General features: G+C 58.1%; 17 protein-coding genes and 1 tRNA gene. 3 read left to right on the top strand and 15 right to left on the bottom strand.

The window, feature by feature from the left end:
• Positions 1 to 2 precede the first annotated feature (2 nt).
• The 8 genes from rimO to ACTNBZ_RS07250 form a co-directional block, all read right to left on the bottom strand.
• Positions 3 to 1328 carry a 30S ribosomal protein S12 methylthiotransferase RimO gene (gene rimO / locus ACTNBZ_RS07285; RefSeq protein ID WP_441209007.1) on the bottom strand — a complete coding sequence of 442 codons (1326 nt, stop codon included), beginning with the start codon at positions 1326 to 1328 and terminating at the stop codon, positions 3 to 5.
• Between the two features lie 87 nt (positions 1329 to 1415).
• Positions 1416 to 2063, bottom strand: a complete 648-nt coding sequence (locus ACTNBZ_RS07280; RefSeq protein WP_441209006.1) for a regulatory protein RecX — start codon at positions 2061 to 2063, stop codon at positions 1416 to 1418.
• Complete coding sequence (recA, locus tag ACTNBZ_RS07275) at positions 2050 to 3171, bottom strand: recombinase RecA (protein WP_441209005.1); 1122 nt, start codon at positions 3169 to 3171, stop codon at positions 2050 to 2052. The genes ACTNBZ_RS07280 and recA overlap by 14 nt, the downstream gene beginning before the upstream one ends.
• Before the next feature lie 122 nt (positions 3172 to 3293).
• A complete protein-coding gene (gene prmC / locus ACTNBZ_RS07270) occupies positions 3294 to 4157 on the bottom strand; it encodes a peptide chain release factor N(5)-glutamine methyltransferase (protein WP_441209004.1) in 864 nt (287 codons plus the stop codon).
• Positions 4158 to 4338: 181 nt separating this feature from the next.
• Positions 4339 to 5319, bottom strand: coding sequence for a DUF1385 domain-containing protein (locus ACTNBZ_RS07265; protein ID WP_441209003.1), 981 nt, complete (start codon positions 5317 to 5319; stop codon positions 4339 to 4341).
• Between the two features lie 125 nt (positions 5320 to 5444).
• On the bottom strand, positions 5445 to 6866 hold the full coding sequence (locus tag ACTNBZ_RS07260) for a sensor histidine kinase (protein WP_441209002.1): 1422 nt from the start codon (positions 6864 to 6866) through the stop codon (positions 5445 to 5447).
• Between the two features lie 29 nt (positions 6867 to 6895).
• Positions 6896 to 7582: a response regulator transcription factor gene (locus ACTNBZ_RS07255; RefSeq protein WP_441209057.1), complete on the bottom strand. Its 687-nt coding sequence runs from the start codon at positions 7580 to 7582 to the stop codon at positions 6896 to 6898.
• 34 nt (positions 7583 to 7616) lie between these two features.
• Positions 7617 to 9029 carry a hypothetical protein gene (locus ACTNBZ_RS07250; protein ID WP_441209001.1) on the bottom strand — a complete coding sequence of 471 codons (1413 nt, stop codon included), beginning with the start codon at positions 9027 to 9029 and terminating at the stop codon, positions 7617 to 7619.
• A gap of 392 nt (positions 9030 to 9421) precedes the next feature.
• Here ACTNBZ_RS07250 and ACTNBZ_RS07245 point away from each other — a divergent pair.
• Positions 9422 to 9508: transfer RNA gene (locus ACTNBZ_RS07245), tRNA-Leu, on the top strand.
• Positions 9509 to 9608: 100 nt separating this feature from the next.
• On the opposite strand, the gene ACTNBZ_RS07240 is transcribed toward ACTNBZ_RS07245, so the two are convergent.
• From ACTNBZ_RS07240 to ACTNBZ_RS07225, 4 genes are all read right to left on the bottom strand, one after another.
• Positions 9609 to 10811: a tyrosine-type recombinase/integrase gene (locus ACTNBZ_RS07240; protein ID WP_325195045.1), complete on the bottom strand. Its 1203-nt coding sequence runs from the start codon at positions 10809 to 10811 to the stop codon at positions 9609 to 9611.
• Between the two features lie 120 nt (positions 10812 to 10931).
• Positions 10932 to 11138 (bottom strand): helix-turn-helix domain-containing protein, encoded by a 207-nt coding sequence (locus tag ACTNBZ_RS07235; protein WP_441209000.1) that lies wholly within the window; start codon positions 11136 to 11138, stop codon positions 10932 to 10934.
• Positions 11139 to 11464: 326 nt separating this feature from the next.
• Positions 11465 to 11725, bottom strand: coding sequence for a hypothetical protein (locus tag ACTNBZ_RS07230; RefSeq protein ID WP_441208999.1), 261 nt, complete (start codon positions 11723 to 11725; stop codon positions 11465 to 11467).
• A gap of 4 nt (positions 11726 to 11729) precedes the next feature.
• Positions 11730 to 12923, bottom strand: a complete 1194-nt coding sequence (locus tag ACTNBZ_RS07225) for a Y-family DNA polymerase (protein WP_441208998.1) — start codon at positions 12921 to 12923, stop codon at positions 11730 to 11732.
• A 289-nt stretch (positions 12924 to 13212) separates the two neighbouring features.
• On the opposite strand from ACTNBZ_RS07225, the gene ACTNBZ_RS07220 reads away from it, so the two are divergent.
• Positions 13213 to 13794 (top strand): SOS response-associated peptidase, encoded by a 582-nt coding sequence (locus ACTNBZ_RS07220; protein ID WP_441208997.1) that lies wholly within the window; start codon positions 13213 to 13215, stop codon positions 13792 to 13794.
• A gap of 117 nt (positions 13795 to 13911) precedes the next feature.
• Here ACTNBZ_RS07220 and ACTNBZ_RS07215 read toward each other — a convergent pair whose 3' ends face one another.
• A complete protein-coding gene (locus tag ACTNBZ_RS07215) occupies positions 13912 to 14415 on the bottom strand; it encodes a hypothetical protein (protein WP_441208996.1) in 504 nt (167 codons plus the stop codon).
• Positions 14416 to 14882: 467 nt separating this feature from the next.
• Here ACTNBZ_RS07215 and ACTNBZ_RS07210 point away from each other — a divergent pair, with 467 nt between their 5' ends.
• Entirely contained in the window at positions 14883 to 15233 is a 351-nt protein-coding gene (locus ACTNBZ_RS07210; protein ID WP_441208995.1) for a helix-turn-helix domain-containing protein, read from the top strand.
• 65 nt (positions 15234 to 15298) lie between these two features.
• On the opposite strand, the gene ACTNBZ_RS07205 is transcribed toward ACTNBZ_RS07210, so the two are convergent.
• Positions 15299 to 15595 (bottom strand): hypothetical protein, encoded by a 297-nt coding sequence (locus ACTNBZ_RS07205; protein ID WP_441208994.1) that lies wholly within the window; start codon positions 15593 to 15595, stop codon positions 15299 to 15301.
• A 90-nt stretch (positions 15596 to 15685) separates the two neighbouring features.
• On the bottom strand, positions 15686 to 16670 hold a 985-nt coding region (locus tag ACTNBZ_RS07200; RefSeq protein ID WP_441208993.1), incomplete at its 5' end, for an S-layer homology domain-containing protein.

The raw sequence follows: 16670 nt of genomic DNA, 5'->3' as shown, positions 1-16670 counted from the left end.
CTTCACTCCTCGATCTCGCCGGTGAGGTCCCCATCAGAGACCCCGGTCAGGCGGACATTGACAAACTCGCCCGCGGGGACGAGTCCCCCGGCGGTGAACAGCACCCGGCCGTCGATCTCCGGCGAGTCGGCCCAGGTGCGGCCCACGAAGCAGCCCTCGGCGCTGTCGAAGCCCTCGCACAGGACCTCCACCACCTCGCCCAGGCGGCTCTCGTTCCACTCGTCCATGACCCGGGACTGCAGGTCCACCACCAGCTCCACCCGGCGGCGGGCCACGTCGTCCTCCACCTGATTTTCCATCCGGGCGGCCAGGGTGCCCTCCTCCCGGGAGTATTGGAACACGCCGGCCCGCTGGAGCTTCTGCTCCCGCAGGAACTCGCACAGCTCCTCAAATTCGGCCTCCCCCTCGCCGGGCAGGCCACAGATGAGAGAGGTACGGATGACCACATCGGGCATGGCGGCGCGGAGCCTGGCAAAGAGCTCCACCAGCTCGGCCTTGGTGTTCCGCCGGCGCATGGCGGAGAGGATGCCGTCGTTGCAGTGCTGGATGGGGATATCCAGATAGTGGAGGATCTTCTTCTCCGACGCGATGGTCCCGATGAGCTCGTCGGTCACCGCCTCGGGGTACAGGTAGTGCAGCCGGATCCAGTGGAAGGGCAGCCTGCACAGCTCCCGCAGCAGGCCCGCCAGGGTGCTGCCGTCCCCCAGGTCCAGACCGTAGCGGGTGATGTCCTGGGCGATGACGATAAGCTCCTTCACGCCCCGGTCGGCCAGGCCTCTGGCCTCATGGAGCAGAGACTCCATGGAGCGGCTGCGGTAGCGGCCCCGGAGCTTGGGGATGATGCAGAAGGCGCAGCCGTTGCTGCACCCCTCGGCGATCTTCAGAAAGGCGGTATAGGGCGCGGTGGTGACCATCCGCTCCCCATCTTCATAGGTACGGTGGATGTCGCCAAAGTGCTCCGGGTGCTCCCCGGCCATCAGCTCCTCCACCGCGGAGACCACGTCGGTATAGCTGCCGGTGCCCAGCATGCCGTCCACCTCGGGCAGCTCCGTGCGGATCTCCTCCCGGTAGCGCTGGGTGAGGCAGCCGGTGACCAGCAGCTTTTTCAGCTTGCCCTGCTCCTTCAGCCGGGCAAGCTCCAGGATGTTGTCGATGGCCTCGCTCTTGGCCGACTCGATGAAGCCGCAGGTATTCAAAACGGCCACGTCGGCCCCTTCGGCCTCGCCGGTAACGGTATACCCAGCCTCGCGGCACAGTGCCATCATCTGCTCGGTGTTGACCAGATTCTTGGCGCAGCCCAGAGATACAAATGCTACTCGATAAGACATATGATCGCTCCAATTTGGGTTATTTTTATGCTGTTCACACGGGTCGGGAGGGTGCCGCGTCTCACGGCGGGGCGGAGGCGCCCCGCCCTACAGCTCCGCGCCATACCGCGCCAGCGCGTCCCGGATCTCCGACCAGGAATATCCCCGGCGGGCCAGGGCGTCGGACGCCCGCTTCAGTGCCTTCCGGTCCCCGGGCTCGGTCCCCCGCAGCTTTTTGGCGAGGAAGGCGTCGATGCACTCATCAGACTCCTCCGCCTCGGCCAGGGCCTCCTCCCAGTACTCCCGGGGGACGCCCCGGCGGCAGAGCTCGTCCCGGAGCCGCCGGGCCCCATAGCCCTTGGCCGAGTAGTGGCGCACCACACTCTTGGCATATTCTTCATCGTTGAGATAGCCCAGCTCCTCCAGCCAGTCGGCCACCGCCTGGGCGGCCTCCCGGTCAGGGGGCTCCTCCTGCTCCCCGCTCCCCCGCTTCCGTGGGCGGGCGGTGAGCTTGTCCACCAGCTCCTTCCGGGAAAGGGGACGCAGCTCCAGCGCCCGCAGGGCTTTCTCCCGCAGGGCGGAGCGCCGCTGGGCCGCCTGCAGCGCCTCCAGGGTCTCCGCCGTCAGCTCCATCCCCGCGTACAGCCCGAAGGAGACCACCTCGTTCTCCCCCACCCGCAGGATACTGCCATCCTCCAGGTAAAGGAGCCACCGGCCCCGGACCTTCTGGGAGGGCGAGAGCTTATTCAGACGCATTGTCGCCGCCGTCCTCAAAATCCTCGGCACTCACATCCACTGCCCGGCCGGCGGCACGGGCCGCCACCTGGGACTGGCTGGACATGAGTTTAAACGAATTGCGGCGGATCTCCTCCTCGATCTGCTGGGCCACGTCGGGATTATCCTTCAGATACTGCTTCACCGCATCCCGGCCCTGGCCGATGCGCATCTCGCCCATGGAGAACCAGGAACCCGACTTCTGGATCACGTCCAGCTTGACGCCCAGATCCACCAGCTCGCCCACCTTGGAGATGCCCTCGCCGTACATGATGTCGAACTCGGCCTCACGGAACGGAGGGGCCACCTTGTTCTTGACTACCTTGACCCGGGTGCGGTTGCCGATGACCTCACCGCCGCTCTTCAGGGATTCCACCCGGCGCACGTCCATCCGCACCGAGGCGTAGAACTTCAGCGCACGGCCACCGGTGGTGACCTCGGGGTTGCCGTAGACCACGCCCACCTTCTCGCGGAGCTGGTTGATAAAGACCACGATGCAGTTGGTCTTGGCGATGGAGCCGGCCAGCTTGCGCAGGGCCTGGCTCATCAGGCGGGCCAGCAGGCCCACGTGGCTGTCGCCCATGTCGCCCTCGATCTCGGCCCGGGGAGTCAGCGCGGCCACCGAGTCCACCACCACCACGTCGATGGCGCCGGAGCGGACCAGGGCCTCGCAGATCTCCAGGCCCTGCTCGCCGGTGTCGGGCTGGGAGATGAGCATGGAGTCGATATCCACCCCCAGCGCACGGGCGTAGGACGGGTCCAGGGCGTGCTCCGCGTCGATGAAGGCCACCTCGCCGCCCCGCTTCTGTGCCTCGGCCACGATATGGAGGGCCAGAGTGGTCTTACCGGAGGATTCGGGGCCGTACACCTCGATGATGCGGCCCTTGGGCACGCCGCCGATGCCCAGCGCCAGATCCAGGGACAGGGAGCCGGTGGGGATGGCCTCCACCACCACGTTGCTGTTCTCGCCCAGACGCATGACCGTGCCCTTTCCGTAGGTCTTTTCGATATTGGCAAGGCAGGTCTCCAGGGCCTTCTTCTTATCCGCCGCAGGAGCCGCCGCTTCCACCATCTTTTTCTTATCTGCCATTGTTATCCCCTTCCTTTCCGGCCGGCCCCCGGCCGGCGCCGTATGGAGAACAGGACGGACGCCTTGCCCCGCCCTGTGTACACTCTGAGTATCGCATATGTACTGTCCAATAAACCGGACTCTTAACCGTTGACCTCTCCGGTCACCACGCGCCAGATGCCGCCGGTATCCTGAAAACTGCGGATGTGTTCATAGCCCTCTCCGGACAAAATGGCCTCCACATCCCGGTCCTGTCCCATGCCCACCTCAAAGAGGAGGGTGCCCCCCAGCCGAAGGGCGCTTTTCCACTTGCGGGCAATCACGCGGTAGAAGTCCAGCCCGTCGTCTCCGCCATCCAGGGCCATCCGGGGCTCATAGTCCTTCACCGAGGAGTCCAGCCCCTGGATATCCCGGCTGGGGATGTAGGGCGGGTTGCTGACAATCACATCAAAATCCCACAGGGCGGCCGGCGGATCCTGCCGGGCATCGGCCTGGACACAGGTGACCCGGGCGTTCAGGTCGTTGCGGCGCACATTCTGCCGGCAGATCCGCAGCGCCCCCTCGGACACATCGGCCAGCACCACCCGGCATCCCGGCACATTGGCGGCCACCGCCAGACCCACGCAGCCACTGCCGGCACACAGGTCCAGCACCCGCGCCCCCTCTCCGGCGGCCCGGGCCAGCAGGATGGCCTGCTCGGCCAGCACCTCGGTGTCCAGCCGGGGGATGAGCACGTCCCGGGAAATATCCAGCGGCAGGCCGTAAAACTCCCACTCGCCGATGAGATAGGCCACAGGCTCCCCGGCCAGACGGCGCTCCACCAATTCGGCCATCTTCTGCTCCACCTGGTCGGAGGCATACAGGGTCAAATCCCGGTAAAACTGGTCCCGGGACTTCTCCGCCGCAAAGCACACGATCTCCCTGGCCTCCAGCTGAGCCGCCTCGATCCCGGCGGCCTTCAGCCTCTTCCTGGCATCCAGATACAGGTTGTTATAGGTGGTCGCCATGGAATCACCCTCTGACTCAGTTTCTCTCTGTGGTCAAATGCCGTTTGGTCACGCTGCGGCGGCTGCGCGACGGGCGGCTTCCCTCCGTCTCGGGCTTGAAACAGGCCCGCTCCGCGGTCCTTCGGTTTCGCGCCCTCCCTCCGGTCCATCCGCCCTGCTCCGCTCGCCTCCGCGCTTCTCATTACCACGCGTCCTTGCCCTTTTCGCTGGGCAGCACCAGCTCCAGGGAGCGGATGCCCACCTCGATCATGGAGTCGTCCGGCTCAAAGGTGGTCCAGTTCTGGAGCCACAGGCCGGGCGCGGTGAGCAGGCGGGTCACCGGATTGTCGTGGCGGCCCACCCAGCGGTTGAGCTCATAGGTGATGCTCACCACCACCGGCAGCAGCAGCAGGTGGACGCCCATACGGGCGAACACGTTGGTGATCTCCACAAAGGAGAACACAAAGCTGGAGATGAGGATGGCTACCACGATGACCACAAACAAAAAGCTGGTGCCGCACCGGGGATGGTGCCGGGGCTGACGGCGCACGTTCTCCACCGTCAGAGGCAGGCCGGCCTCGTAGCAGAAGATGGTCTTGTGCTCGGCGCCATGGTACTGGAACACCCGGTGCATATCCTTTGTTTTGGAACAGAGCATCAGATAGGCCATAAAGATGATGATGCGCACCACGCCCTCCAGCACGTTGCGCACCCACATGGGCATACCGTGGAACAGCCAGCCGACGCCTCCCACCACGGCAGTGGGCAGCAGGATGAACAGCCCCACCGAGAAGGCGATCCCCAGCACCAGAGCCAGGGTCACCACCAGGGAGTACACCTTCTCGCTGCCCAGCTTTTCCTCCAGCCAGCGCTCGAATTTGGAGGGCTCCTCCGGCTCGTCATCCTCGGGGTAAAACTCCGCTGAGTACATCAGGGCCTTTACGCCGTTGGCCATGGAGGAACCAAAGTTGAATACGCCCCGGATCAGGGGTACGCCGAAAATGGGATGCTTGTCCTTGATGAGCACCCGGTCCTCCACCTGCTCCTCCAGCCCGCCGTCGCTGCGGCGGACCACCACGGCCTTCTTTTCCGGCCCCATCATCATGATCCCTTCAATGAGCGCCTGGCCGCCGATCATGGTCTTGAACGGTCTGGCGCAGGCTCTTGCTTCCTGTTCAGGCATAGAAAACTCCTTTGTGATCCCTTTCGGATCTTTCTATCTTGGAGACAGCGCGAGAGGCATCCCCGGACTTTCTCCGCTCCGATTGTACCAGAATCCCCCATCATTTGCAAGCCGGGAAGTCGAACTTATGTTCCAATCGGGAACCGGATGGTAACGATACAGCCGCCGCCCTCGGCATTGCCGATGTCCAGCGTACCCTGGTGCCGGGCCACGATCTCGTCGCACACCGCCAGGCCGATGCCGCTGCCTCTGGCCTTGGAGCTGCCCTTGTAGAACTTGGTCTTGACGTGGGGGAGCTCCTCCTCCGGAATGCCGGGGCCGTAGTCCCGGATGGTGATAACCGCCTGATCCTCCTCCCGGCGGATGGCGGTGTCGATGCGCTTTCCGCTGCCGCCGTGCTTGGCTGCGTTGTCCAGCAGGTTGCAGAACACCTGCCGCAGCCGCTCCGGGTCGGCGTTCATAACCGGGAATTCCTCTTCGCAGTCGGTATGGGTCAGCTCGATGCCCTCCCGCCGGAAAAATTCCTTGTAGGTATAGACCGCGTCCTCCAGCTCGGCCTTGATATCCACCGGCTCGATAGACAGGGTGAACCGGCCGTCCTGGATGCGGGAGAACTCCAGCAGCTCCTCCACCATGTTGGTCAGGCGACGGGCCTCGCTGACGATGATGCCCATGCCCTTCTTCACGTCCTGGGCGTCCCGCACCTCGCCGTTCATGATGGTCTCGGCCCAGCCGTTGATGGCGGTGAGGGGGGTGCGCAGCTCGTGGGACACTGAGGAGATGAACTCGTTCTTCATCTTCTCCGACTGCTTGATCTTCAGCGACATATTGTTGATGGCGTCGATGAGGTCGCCCACCTCGTCATCAAACTTCTTCTCGATCTGGATGCCGTAGCTCCCCGCGGCGATGTGCTCGGCGGTGCGGGTCACGTCGGCCACCGGGTCCACGATGGAGCGGACAAAGAAGAGCCCCGAGAAATAGAGCATGACCAGAATGAGCATGCCCACCAGCAGGGAGACGCCCACCACCAGGAAGATCTGCCGGTCCACCCAGGTCAGGGAGGTGACCATGCGGATGGCCGACACCACCTGGCCGTCCACCATCAGGGGGCAGGACACCGCCATGATATGCTCGCCGGTGCTGGGGTCATTGCCTGTCCACATCCGCATCCGGGGGGAGACCCCCTCCACTCTGCCCAGGGCCTCGTCGATGTCCGGCGTGCCCGGCTTGTAGCCCGAGATGAGCAGGTAGCTGGAGAAGTGAACCGCGCCATCGCTGTCCAGGATCTGAAATTCCAGCCGGTCCCGGTCCTCAAACTGGTTGTTGACAAAGGTGTAGGCGTTCTGATAATAGGCCGCCTCCGTCTTATAGCCGCCGAACACGTTGACGGCGGTCCGGGTCTTTTCCTCCAGCCCCCGGCTCATGCTGGAGTAGTAGTAGCTGACCATGGCCACCGAGAAGGCGGTCACTGCCAGCAGAACGATCACCAGGGCGGCGCTGATGTTGTTCATCATCCAGCGCTTCCGAATGCCCTTCATCTTCTTCATTTATGCACCACCTGGAAGAGGATCCGGGCTTACGCGCCCCATTTGTAGCCGTAGCCCCACACAGTATTGATAAAGGATGGATTGGTGGGATCGTCCTCGATCTTGATCCGCAGACGGCGGATATTCACATCCACGATCTTCAGCTCACCGAAATAATCCCGGCCCCACACTGTATCCAGGATCTCCTCCCGTGAGAGGGCCTTGCCCGGATTTTCCATGAAGAGCTTGACGATGGCGTACTCCACCTGGGTCAGCTTGACCCGCTGGCCGTTTTTCTCCAGCGTCCGGTTGCGGGTATTGAGCAGGAAGGGGGGCTGGCTGATCTCGCCGGTATTCTCCACCACCACGCCGCCGGCCCGGCGGTAGAGGGCGTCCACCCGGGCGGTGAGCTCTGCCGGGGAGAAGGGCTTGGTCACATAGTCGTCCGCCCCGGTCATCAGGCCGGTGACCTTGTCCATCTCCTGGGTACGGGCGGTCAGCATGATGATGCCGATCTGGTTGTTGCTGGCCCGGATCCGGCGGCAGACCTCAAAGCCGTCCATACCGGGCAGCATGATGTCCAGCAGCGCCACCTTGATATCGGGGTTGTGCTTGAGCTGTTCCAGGGCCTCCTCGCCGGTGCCGGCCTCAATGGTCTCATAGCCGGCCCGCTTCAGATTGATGACCACAAAGCTGCGGATATTGGCCTCGTCTTCCAATACCAGTACCTTTTTCAACATCCTTCACTCTCCTGTCTCACGAAATACCCATTCAGTCAAAGGAGCCCCAGTCGGCGCGGATCACATGGAATTTCGCTCTGAGCTCCTCCTCGTCCAGTCCGCAGTCCCAGCCGTGCTCCTCAAAGCGGGCGGCGTACAGGATGCTGGGATTTTCCTCGCCGCTGTCCGCCAGGCGGAACCGTCCGGGCAGACCGGCCCGGCTCACCCGGTTGCTGCCTGCCAGGCGGTAGATAGTCAGGAAGGGGATCGGCTCCTCTCCGCTGTCCTCCTCCCAGTAGGAGAAGATGACTGCCCGCTCGCCGCCGCCCGCCGTGTCGCTGCGGGAGAGGGTGATCTTGCCCAGCCACTCCTCCGGCAATTCCAGATACCAGCCGTCCCGGTCATTGTAGTAGGTGGAGTAGATATAGTGGGGCTGCCCTTCCGCATCATACTGGTTCCAGCGGTTGAGCCAGAAGTTGGGAACGGTCCCGGTGGACTTATACTCCCTGATCTCCACCGAGGAGGGCAGCTCCAGGATGGAATCCTTGTTGATATCGGTGGGCCCCACCACGGCGTAATTGCCCACCGTGCTGACGCTGTAGCCCTGTTCCGGATCCAGCGTCACATTCCGCAGCGTCTTTTTCCCGTCCTCCCCACTCTCCCAGGCGAAGATATCGGTATAACGGAAATTGCTGCTCTCCCGGAAGAGGTCGGATGTGACGAAGATGGCGGGCACCATATCCTTGAGATACCCCTTGCGCACGTCGCTCTCCTTGATGCTGGCCGCGGATTGGCCCGCTTCAGCCGTCATGAGGTCGGTGCGGGAGATCCCGGCGGCAGAGTCCAGCTCCATCAGCCCATCCCGGCAGTCATAGAGCTCCACCTGGCCGGGCAGGTCGGTCTGCTGGTTGATGACCACGATCTCCTGGTCATTGTTCCGGTCCATATCGAAAATTTTGAAATAGGTATAGTCCGTGTGCAGCATCTGGACCACCTGTCCGCCGGACACCCGGTAAGCGTCCAGGAAGTGGAGCTTGTCGCTGTACTGCCAGCTCACCACGATCTCCTTGTCCGGTTTGTCGTCCAGATTCACGTAGTCCACATAGTTAATGGCCGTTCCGGCTCCCTCGATCACCGCCTCCAGCTCATAATCTCCCTCAGTCTGGCGGTAAATGTAGATCTTCAGCGGGTTCTCCTCGCCGCTCATGCGGAAAAAAGTGATCGCCGAGTCCACCACACCGTCTCCGTCCAGGTCCTGGAGCTGGATGTTCTGGATGTTCTCCCCGCTCAGCGGCGCGCTGTACTCCGCCCCCTGGTCCGTAACGGTGGAGATCCGGTTGGTCAGGTTCTGGAATTCCCTGGGCGGCTCAGGGATATGATAGAGGTCATCGTCCGAATGCAGGGAACAGCCCGCCAGAGACAGCAGGGCCAGCAGCATGACGGCGAGTCCGGCAGTATTTTTCATTCTGTCCGACCTTTCTCTGTGATTTGAAAAGGCGCAGCGCCCTTCTGCGGCCTGTGCGCGATCCGTGAATTTGTCGTAAATTTATTATTTGTTAATTGTACCACAGTTTCGCGGCAAATGGTATTCCTATTTCTGATTTTGCCCTTCGTTCTCCCACCGTCGCGGCAAAATTTTTCTGTTTTCTCTTGTCAAATCCCTTCCCGTCCGATATAATAGGAAACTGGTACGCCGGTGTGTCGGAATGGCAGACGAGACTGACTCAAAAGCCAGTACGTCTAACAATCCATCGTTCTGGCGACCCCTTGATTTTTCAAGGCTTTCGAGGTATACTTTATTTAGCAATTTTCCGAGTTCTCTCCACAGTTCTCTCCTGAGGGGATTTCGGCAAATTTGCCGGTGTGATGGAATTGGTAGACGTAGCGGATTCAAAATCCGCCGCTGGCGACAGCGTGTGGGTTCGAGTCCCACCACCGGCACCAAACAAAAACGCCCGGTTTCTCAGCTTAGAGAAACCGGGCGTTTTTGTCTGTTTTAGCCATGTCTCTCGCTTACCGAGGTCGGCGCTTTCTGAGACTGAAATCAAAAAATTGCGCTGATTCCAGGATCAATACTCAATGCTCCAGTCATCTTTAAGGCCGATGTATTTTTTGATGTTGTATCCAAATGCGCATAAATGTTCGCAGTTGTTGAATAATCGCTATGTCCCAGCCACTCCTGGATTTCTTTCATAGACACTCCGTTCTTGAGAAGCAACGATGCACAGGTATGGCGCAGATCATGAAAACGGATGTCGCGCAAGCCATTCTTCTTCAATAGGACTTTGAAATGTTGAGTCACAAAATTAGGCTTATAGGGAATGCCCAGGTCATTTACATAGATGTACCCACTGTCTGTATAGCAGCTCCCGCACAGTTTGCGACACTGATTCTGCCGCTCTTTCATTCGGAGCAGCAGTTCTCGAAACTGCGGAACCAGCGGCAAAGACCGACAGCTGGATTCATTTTTGGTGCGATCCTTAGGGATTACTTTCATTTGGCCTTCGGAGCGAAACTGCACAACAGTATGGTCGATCATAATCGTATTTCCGGTAAAGTCTATGGATTGCCACCGAAGGCCCACAATCTCACTACGCCGCAGTCCGTAGAATGCTGCCATAAGAATAGGAAATTCGACCGGGTCTCCTTTGACGCATTTGAAAAGTTCATCCACTTCTTCGAGAGAATAGAATGAGCCAACAAACTTACGGCTTTTCGGCCGATCTACTTTTTCCATCGGGTTTGCAGAGATCAAATCGTGTCTTACCGCATACTTTAGCGCCTTATGAAGATTGGCGTGGAAATGCTGCACAGTGCTGCCTTTCACCTTCAAATCATTGAAGCAATACTCATAGAATGATTCAATGTCCAAAGCAGTCAGATCGGCCAAGGAAACCTTGAGCTTACGGAAATAAGGATCAATCCGTTTTTTGATATTTATTTCATATCCCGCATACGTTACTTCCTCCACAGAGTTTTTGATAATGGAGAGCCAGCTCAGCATATAGTCCGCAAACAGCATATTGCTGTTCATACGCATGTCAGATGGCTCAGTCACACGGATGATTGCTTCTTTGTAGCTACAACGGGCTTCAAGCAACATATCCTGCGCCATTTTTTCATTCTTTTTCCCGCCCACCTGAATGCCAGTGGGAATCCATTTGGGTTTTCTGTTTCCTCTCTCATCTTTGAAATTGAGCACCATATAGTAATAGTTTTTCTTTACTTGCAGATGGCCCGCTACCATAATAAACCTCCTTTTTGTAGCGGCATAGTGCCCTGCCAATGACAGGATCATTATACCATGCGCAGTTCTCTCCTCCAATGCGTCTAAAAGGTTTATTTTGAATTCCCTACGGCGAAACTTTTAGTTTTCACCCACTAAATATTCGATAATGAACACTTTCGGGATCTTAAAGGATTTGCCGATCTTCGTATAGCGGATCTGGCCACTCTCTAAAAGAGCATAGGCAGTCTTCATGCCAATGCCGCCCAACATGGAACACATCTGCTTGACCGTCACAACGTCAGGGTAATCAGAAAACATTTTTTCTTTCCGTTTTGCTGCCGTCATGGTGCTTCCTCCTTTTGTGAAATTACAAAAGGATATTCCCCACGCATAATGCACGGGGAATATCCTTTTTGCATCATAATTATAGCATGGTGTTTTACGGCAAGGCAAGGACATCATCACGACAACGAGGCGACAGTTCACCAGTGGAACGCCGCTCTCACAGCATTTGGCCCCACTGGAGGACTTCTGACAGCTGTGCAGAATGGAAACACGCCTGCCCATACGCGCTCTCCCTGGACGAAGCGGAATTAGAAGTACAGGCCAGCCTCGCCAGTGACGATCATTTATAACAAAGGCCACCCTGATTGGGGTGGCCTGCATGGTTCTTATGACTTTCCCTGTACCTGTTTCGCAGCTACAAACCATCGCCCCTTCTCAAACCACAGATAGGATTCTTTTCCCTGGATGCGGCAGGTATAGCGGTCACCCACGCCGCCCACACTCTGGCAGGCGGCGCGGCGTACATCCAGGATCTTATCCACCGGAAAGGTCTGTCCCTCGGAAAACTCGATTTCCATGGGGCGCATTTTTCCGTCTGTGTCAAAGCGGACGATCACCGGCACATAGCGTTTTTCCCTTTGTTCCATGTCATCAACCTCCGAAATAGCCCACCGGATGCACCGTGTGGTCATCCTTGGGATTGATCCGCCCGAGCAGCGGGTCCATCATCGTCACGGCCCGTCGAACGCTCATATAGCCATACCGCTCCCGCAATCCATCCACTGTCTGATCGATCCGCTCCCATCTGTCCCGCTTTATATCGTCATCATACAGGGACAGCTGCAGGCAGGAATCCATTTCCACCAGGCCGGCGCCCCGGACGCCAATGCTCCGTATTGGCTTATCCCAATGATAATTCCTGCGGAAAAGGTCAAAAGCGACTGCGGCGATCTCAGCGCTGGAGCAGGTCGGATTCTTCAGCTTGCGCTGCCGGCAAAAAGAGTTGAGTTCCACATCCCGCACATAAACCTCTACCACCGTACAGCGTGATACCAGTTCCCGCATCCGGGAGGCCACACTCTCCGCCAGCAGGAAAAGCATCAGATGGACGTCCTCGTCATTGACTAAATCCCGGGGCGTCGTGGCGCTGTTGCCGACAGACTTGATGTTGGGGATATGGTCGGACTTCTGCACCGGTGAAGTATCACGGCCGTTGGCGAACATATGGAGGATCGCGCCCATTTTACCCAGCTTGTGTGTCAGGACATCCACCGGACACTCAGCAAGCCTTCCTATGGTGCTGATGCCGACGGAGCGCAGTTTTCTGCTGGTAGCCGGCCCCACATAGAGAAGGTCCTCCACCGGCAGCGGATAGACGATCTCCTTGTAATTGTCCGCCTCAATCCGGGTAATGGCATCCGGTTTCTTATAGTCGCTGCCCAGCTTTGCCGTGATCTTGTTGTCTGAAACCCCAAGGCTCGCTGTGATACCCAGTTCAAACTTGATCCGGTCGCTGATCTCCTTGGCAATCGTCATGGGAGAGCCAAAAAGCCCCACGCTGCCCGTCACGTCCAGCCAGCTTTCGTCAAGGCCAAAAGGCTCCACCTGGTCGGTATAGTCCTCGTAGATCTCCCGCGCCATTTTACTGATCCGGATATACTCCCCCATATCCGGCGGCAGCACTACCAGATCCGGGCAGCATTGGCGGGCCTGCCAGATGGCCATGCCGGTCTTGACGCCGCGGGGCTTTGCGATGTAATTGGCGGTCAGTACGATCCCGTGCCGTTCTTCCTGGCTCCCACAAACTGCAAGGGGTTTGTCACGCAGTTCCGGGTGCCGCTGCATTTCAACGGATGCATAGAAAGCAATTCATATCTGCATGGATAATATGGCGTCCCATTGCGCGTCACCCCCTGTTTGTATGATGGTCGCAATTCAAAAGTTTTTTCAGAAAAACCAGACCTTCAATTTTTCAATTAAGGGCTGATATTCAGCTTAATAATAGAACATTTGTTTGATTTATGCAAGCGGTAATATTTGGCGACGTGACAATGCCGGCGATTTCTTTTGACACGCATGTTATACTATATCTTGGAGTACACAAGCTGATCTTTAGGCATAGGCGGTGGTTTTGATGTGCGGACGCTATCAGTTCACGGCAGAACAGTGTGCTGAAATTCTACAAATCATACAAGAGGTAGACCGCAGGCATGGAGCAGGAGCCTGGACGCCCGGCGAGATCCGGCCCACGGCCACGGCGCCTGTCCTGGTCTCCACGAACGAGGGTATCCACCCGGAGCTGCAGTCCTGGGGCTATAAAATGCCCGGAAACCTGGTCATCAACGCCCGTGCGGAAACGGCGGCAGACAAACCCATGTTCCGTGCCAGCGTCGCCTCACAACGCTGTGTGATCCCTTCTACGGGCTTTTATGAGTGGGACGCACAGAAACGAAAGTACCGGTTCAATCTGCCGGGAGAAGAAGCTCTCTATATGGCAGGACTGTATGCCGTCCGGGACGGAAAGCCCTGCTACTGCATTCTGACCACGCAGGCCAACGAATCCATGCGGGAAGTCCACCACCGGATGCCGCTGGTGCTGCGAAAAGACCAGATCGCGCCTTGGCTGGAGCAGCCGCAAGCTGCCGGTGATTTCCTGCACATGACGCCGCCGCTGTTATCGAAGGTATCGGCAGATGCCCAAATGCGGCTTTGGTAACAACACTCCCTTCGAATGGAGGAGAGGCTGCGTGAACACAGCCCCTCCTCCGTTATTTTGCTGCCTGTAAGCGCTTTTGCGCCCCTCTGTGGCCACGGAAGGACCTTCCCCGGGTCTTTACTCCCGGAGCTCCACACCCGCGTTCTGCAGCGTCTCATACATCAAAGCCAGCTCCTCGATGGCGCTGTCCCGGTACCGCTGCACGGTCCGGTCACTGATGTGCATTTCAAGGGCGAGGTTCTTCAGCTCCTTCTTCTCAAAGTAGAGACCACGGATCACCTCGGCGCGGCTGGAGGGCAGCTGCTTGACGCAGTATTCCAGACGGGAGAGCTTCTGCTCCAAACGGACCAGCTCCTCCGAAATGGAAGTCACTTTCTCGCGGTTCAGCCGCTCAGCCTTCTCCTGGTAGTTCACCGCGATGTAGAAGGTCTTGTCCGAGATGTAGCCCCCGGGGGAGCCGATACCGTCGCCTTTGGCAAGGGCCATGGCCTCCAGCACCTCCTCATCCGTGATATTCCGGGAGTGAGTCATTTCAAAACGCAGCAGGTCGCGCTTGCGCAGATCGTTGCGATAGCTTGTCAGAAGATTCTCCACATAGCTTACCATTTCATTGTGATTCATTTGTATTCTCCTTCCATAGATCGTGTGTTGGTTCTTTTTGCAAACGCACACGAACAGGAGGAGAACGACAGCCGACAGAAATCGTCAAAATTCGGCAAGAACGCCCCATGCAGGATCTACTTCCTGCATGGGGCGTTCTTCTGGCTATATTCAGCGGATGTGCAGTCGGCGGGTCTGGGAGAAACAGGTGTGCGGATAAGAAGGTGTATTTTAACTCATGGTAAGTGAGCTTTAGCTTATACCCAATCGCACCTCTTCTCAGCAGCTCGCTTCCAGTTCTTTTTCGTAACCGAAAGCAGCTGTTCGCCTTACGTTATGCACATCCTTTCTGTCGAATTTTGTATCTCTTCATCGGTAAAACCTCCATCTCCCGCCCATAAAAGTGAGTTTCTACTCACTCAGTATGATTTCTTTGGTGATTTATCAGGAGGCGAATATCCATTAGAATATCCTTGAGGTGAGTTATAGTGCATGATCCGATAGACGAGTTTGGAGAGAAAGTCCTCGAAAAGCGCAAAGCACGGGATCAGACGCAAAGAGAGCTTGCTATCAAGCTTGGAATGAGCTATCGGACCGTCTTACAGGCAGAGACCGGACAGAGCATTCCTCGCTTTGACACCGTCATTATCCTGGCGCAGGATCTGGACATCAGTCTTGATGCGCTGGTATTTCCGGAAACAGCAGTTCCCAATGCTGTCCCCAAATGCGTTTACGATTTCTTCCATGGGATGTCTGCGAATGACGCTCAGCGGTACATTGACTTCTGTAAAAGCATCGAGGCACTAACCGAGGGCAAAGAGAAAAGAGAAAACAAATAGGAAAGCATTGGATGCCAGCCATCCAGTGCTTTTTCTTTTGCTGGGAGAGATGGCCTGCTGTGCCGTTACTGCTTATCCTGGCCCCGGCGCTCTTTCAGATAAGCCCGAATGTCTTCAATGAATAAACCAAGACCACCAAGCATCAGGCCCATCGAACAGGAAATCTCCATCACATAAAACAGTTCCTGATCCTGCCTACTGTCAAAAGCAAAGTTGGGAAGATTCTCCGCTCCAGAGCTAAACATTCCCATCGAATAGTCCCGCACGAAGGAAAACACAATCAACACACTGGCGACAGCGCCCAGCAGGAACAGGAAGATACCGAATTTTTGGACGATGCTGGGTCGGTCCTTTCGCTTCATACGATTACCTCATTCTAAGACGAATGGGGCGGCGGCAAACACCGCCGCCCCATGGTTTGCTTCTGGGGTGTGCTATGGTTCCCTGATTATTTAGCCCAAGCAGCGATACAGGAAGGTTACGATCTGGGCGCGGGTGCAGTCATTGTTGGGGCTGAAGGTGGTAGCACTGGTGCCGCCAGTGATGCCGTTTTCAGCAGCCCACAGAACTGCGGTGTTGTAGTAGGCGTCAGCCGCCACATCGGTAAAGGGATTCACGCTATCAGAGGCGGGAGACTTCTGGCTACGCCACAGGAAGGTGACGATCTGAGCGCGGGTGCATTTCGCGTTGGGGCTGAAGGTGGTGTCGCTGGTGCCCTTGGTGATGCCATTCTCCACGGCCCACAGGACGGCGTCGTGGTAATAAGCGTCAGAGGCTACATCCGTGAAGGGCATCTCGCTGCTCTTGGGAGCGGGGCTGCCGGCAGCACGCCACAGGAAGGTGACGGCCTGAGCGCGGGTGCAGGTAGCGTTGGGAGAGAAAGTGGTGGCAGAAGTACCGCCGGTGATACCCTCCTCAGCAGCCCACAGGACCGCGTCGAAGTAGTAAGCATCGTCAGCCACGTCAACGAAGGGGTTCTCAGGCTCTGCCACGATCTCGGCGAAGGTGGCCTGGACGGTGACCTTACTGGCGGGCATGGTGAAGGTGAACTTGCCACCCTTTTCGGAGAGCTTGATCTCCTTGTCCTTGCTGTCCAGCACGGTGATGTCGTCCAGCACATAGCCCTTATCGGGGGCCACAGTCAGGGTGATGGTGGTGCCCTTGGAGGCGCTCTTGCGGTTGGCGGACACATCGCCGTTTTTGGCGTCCTTCACGGTGATGGCGTAGGTGGTGACGCTGCTGCCGCCGCCACCGCCGCCGGAAGAACCGCTATCGCTATTTTTCACGGTCACGGCGCAGGAAGCAGACTGCTCACCAGCCTTGGCAGTGATGGTCGCGGTACCCGCCTTAACAGCGGTCACCTTGCCGTTTTCAACGGTTGCAACGGTTTCGTCGCTGGAGGTCCAGGTCACCGTCTTGTCTTCAGCGTTGTCAGGC

The organism is Pseudoflavonifractor sp. HCP28S3_F10 (assembly GCF_052065415.1).
GTDB lineage: Bacteria > Bacillota > Clostridia > Oscillospirales > Oscillospiraceae > Pseudoflavonifractor_A.
The sequence above is the reverse complement of the archived record's forward strand: the minus strand, read 5'-3'. Positions and strand labels throughout refer to the sequence as shown.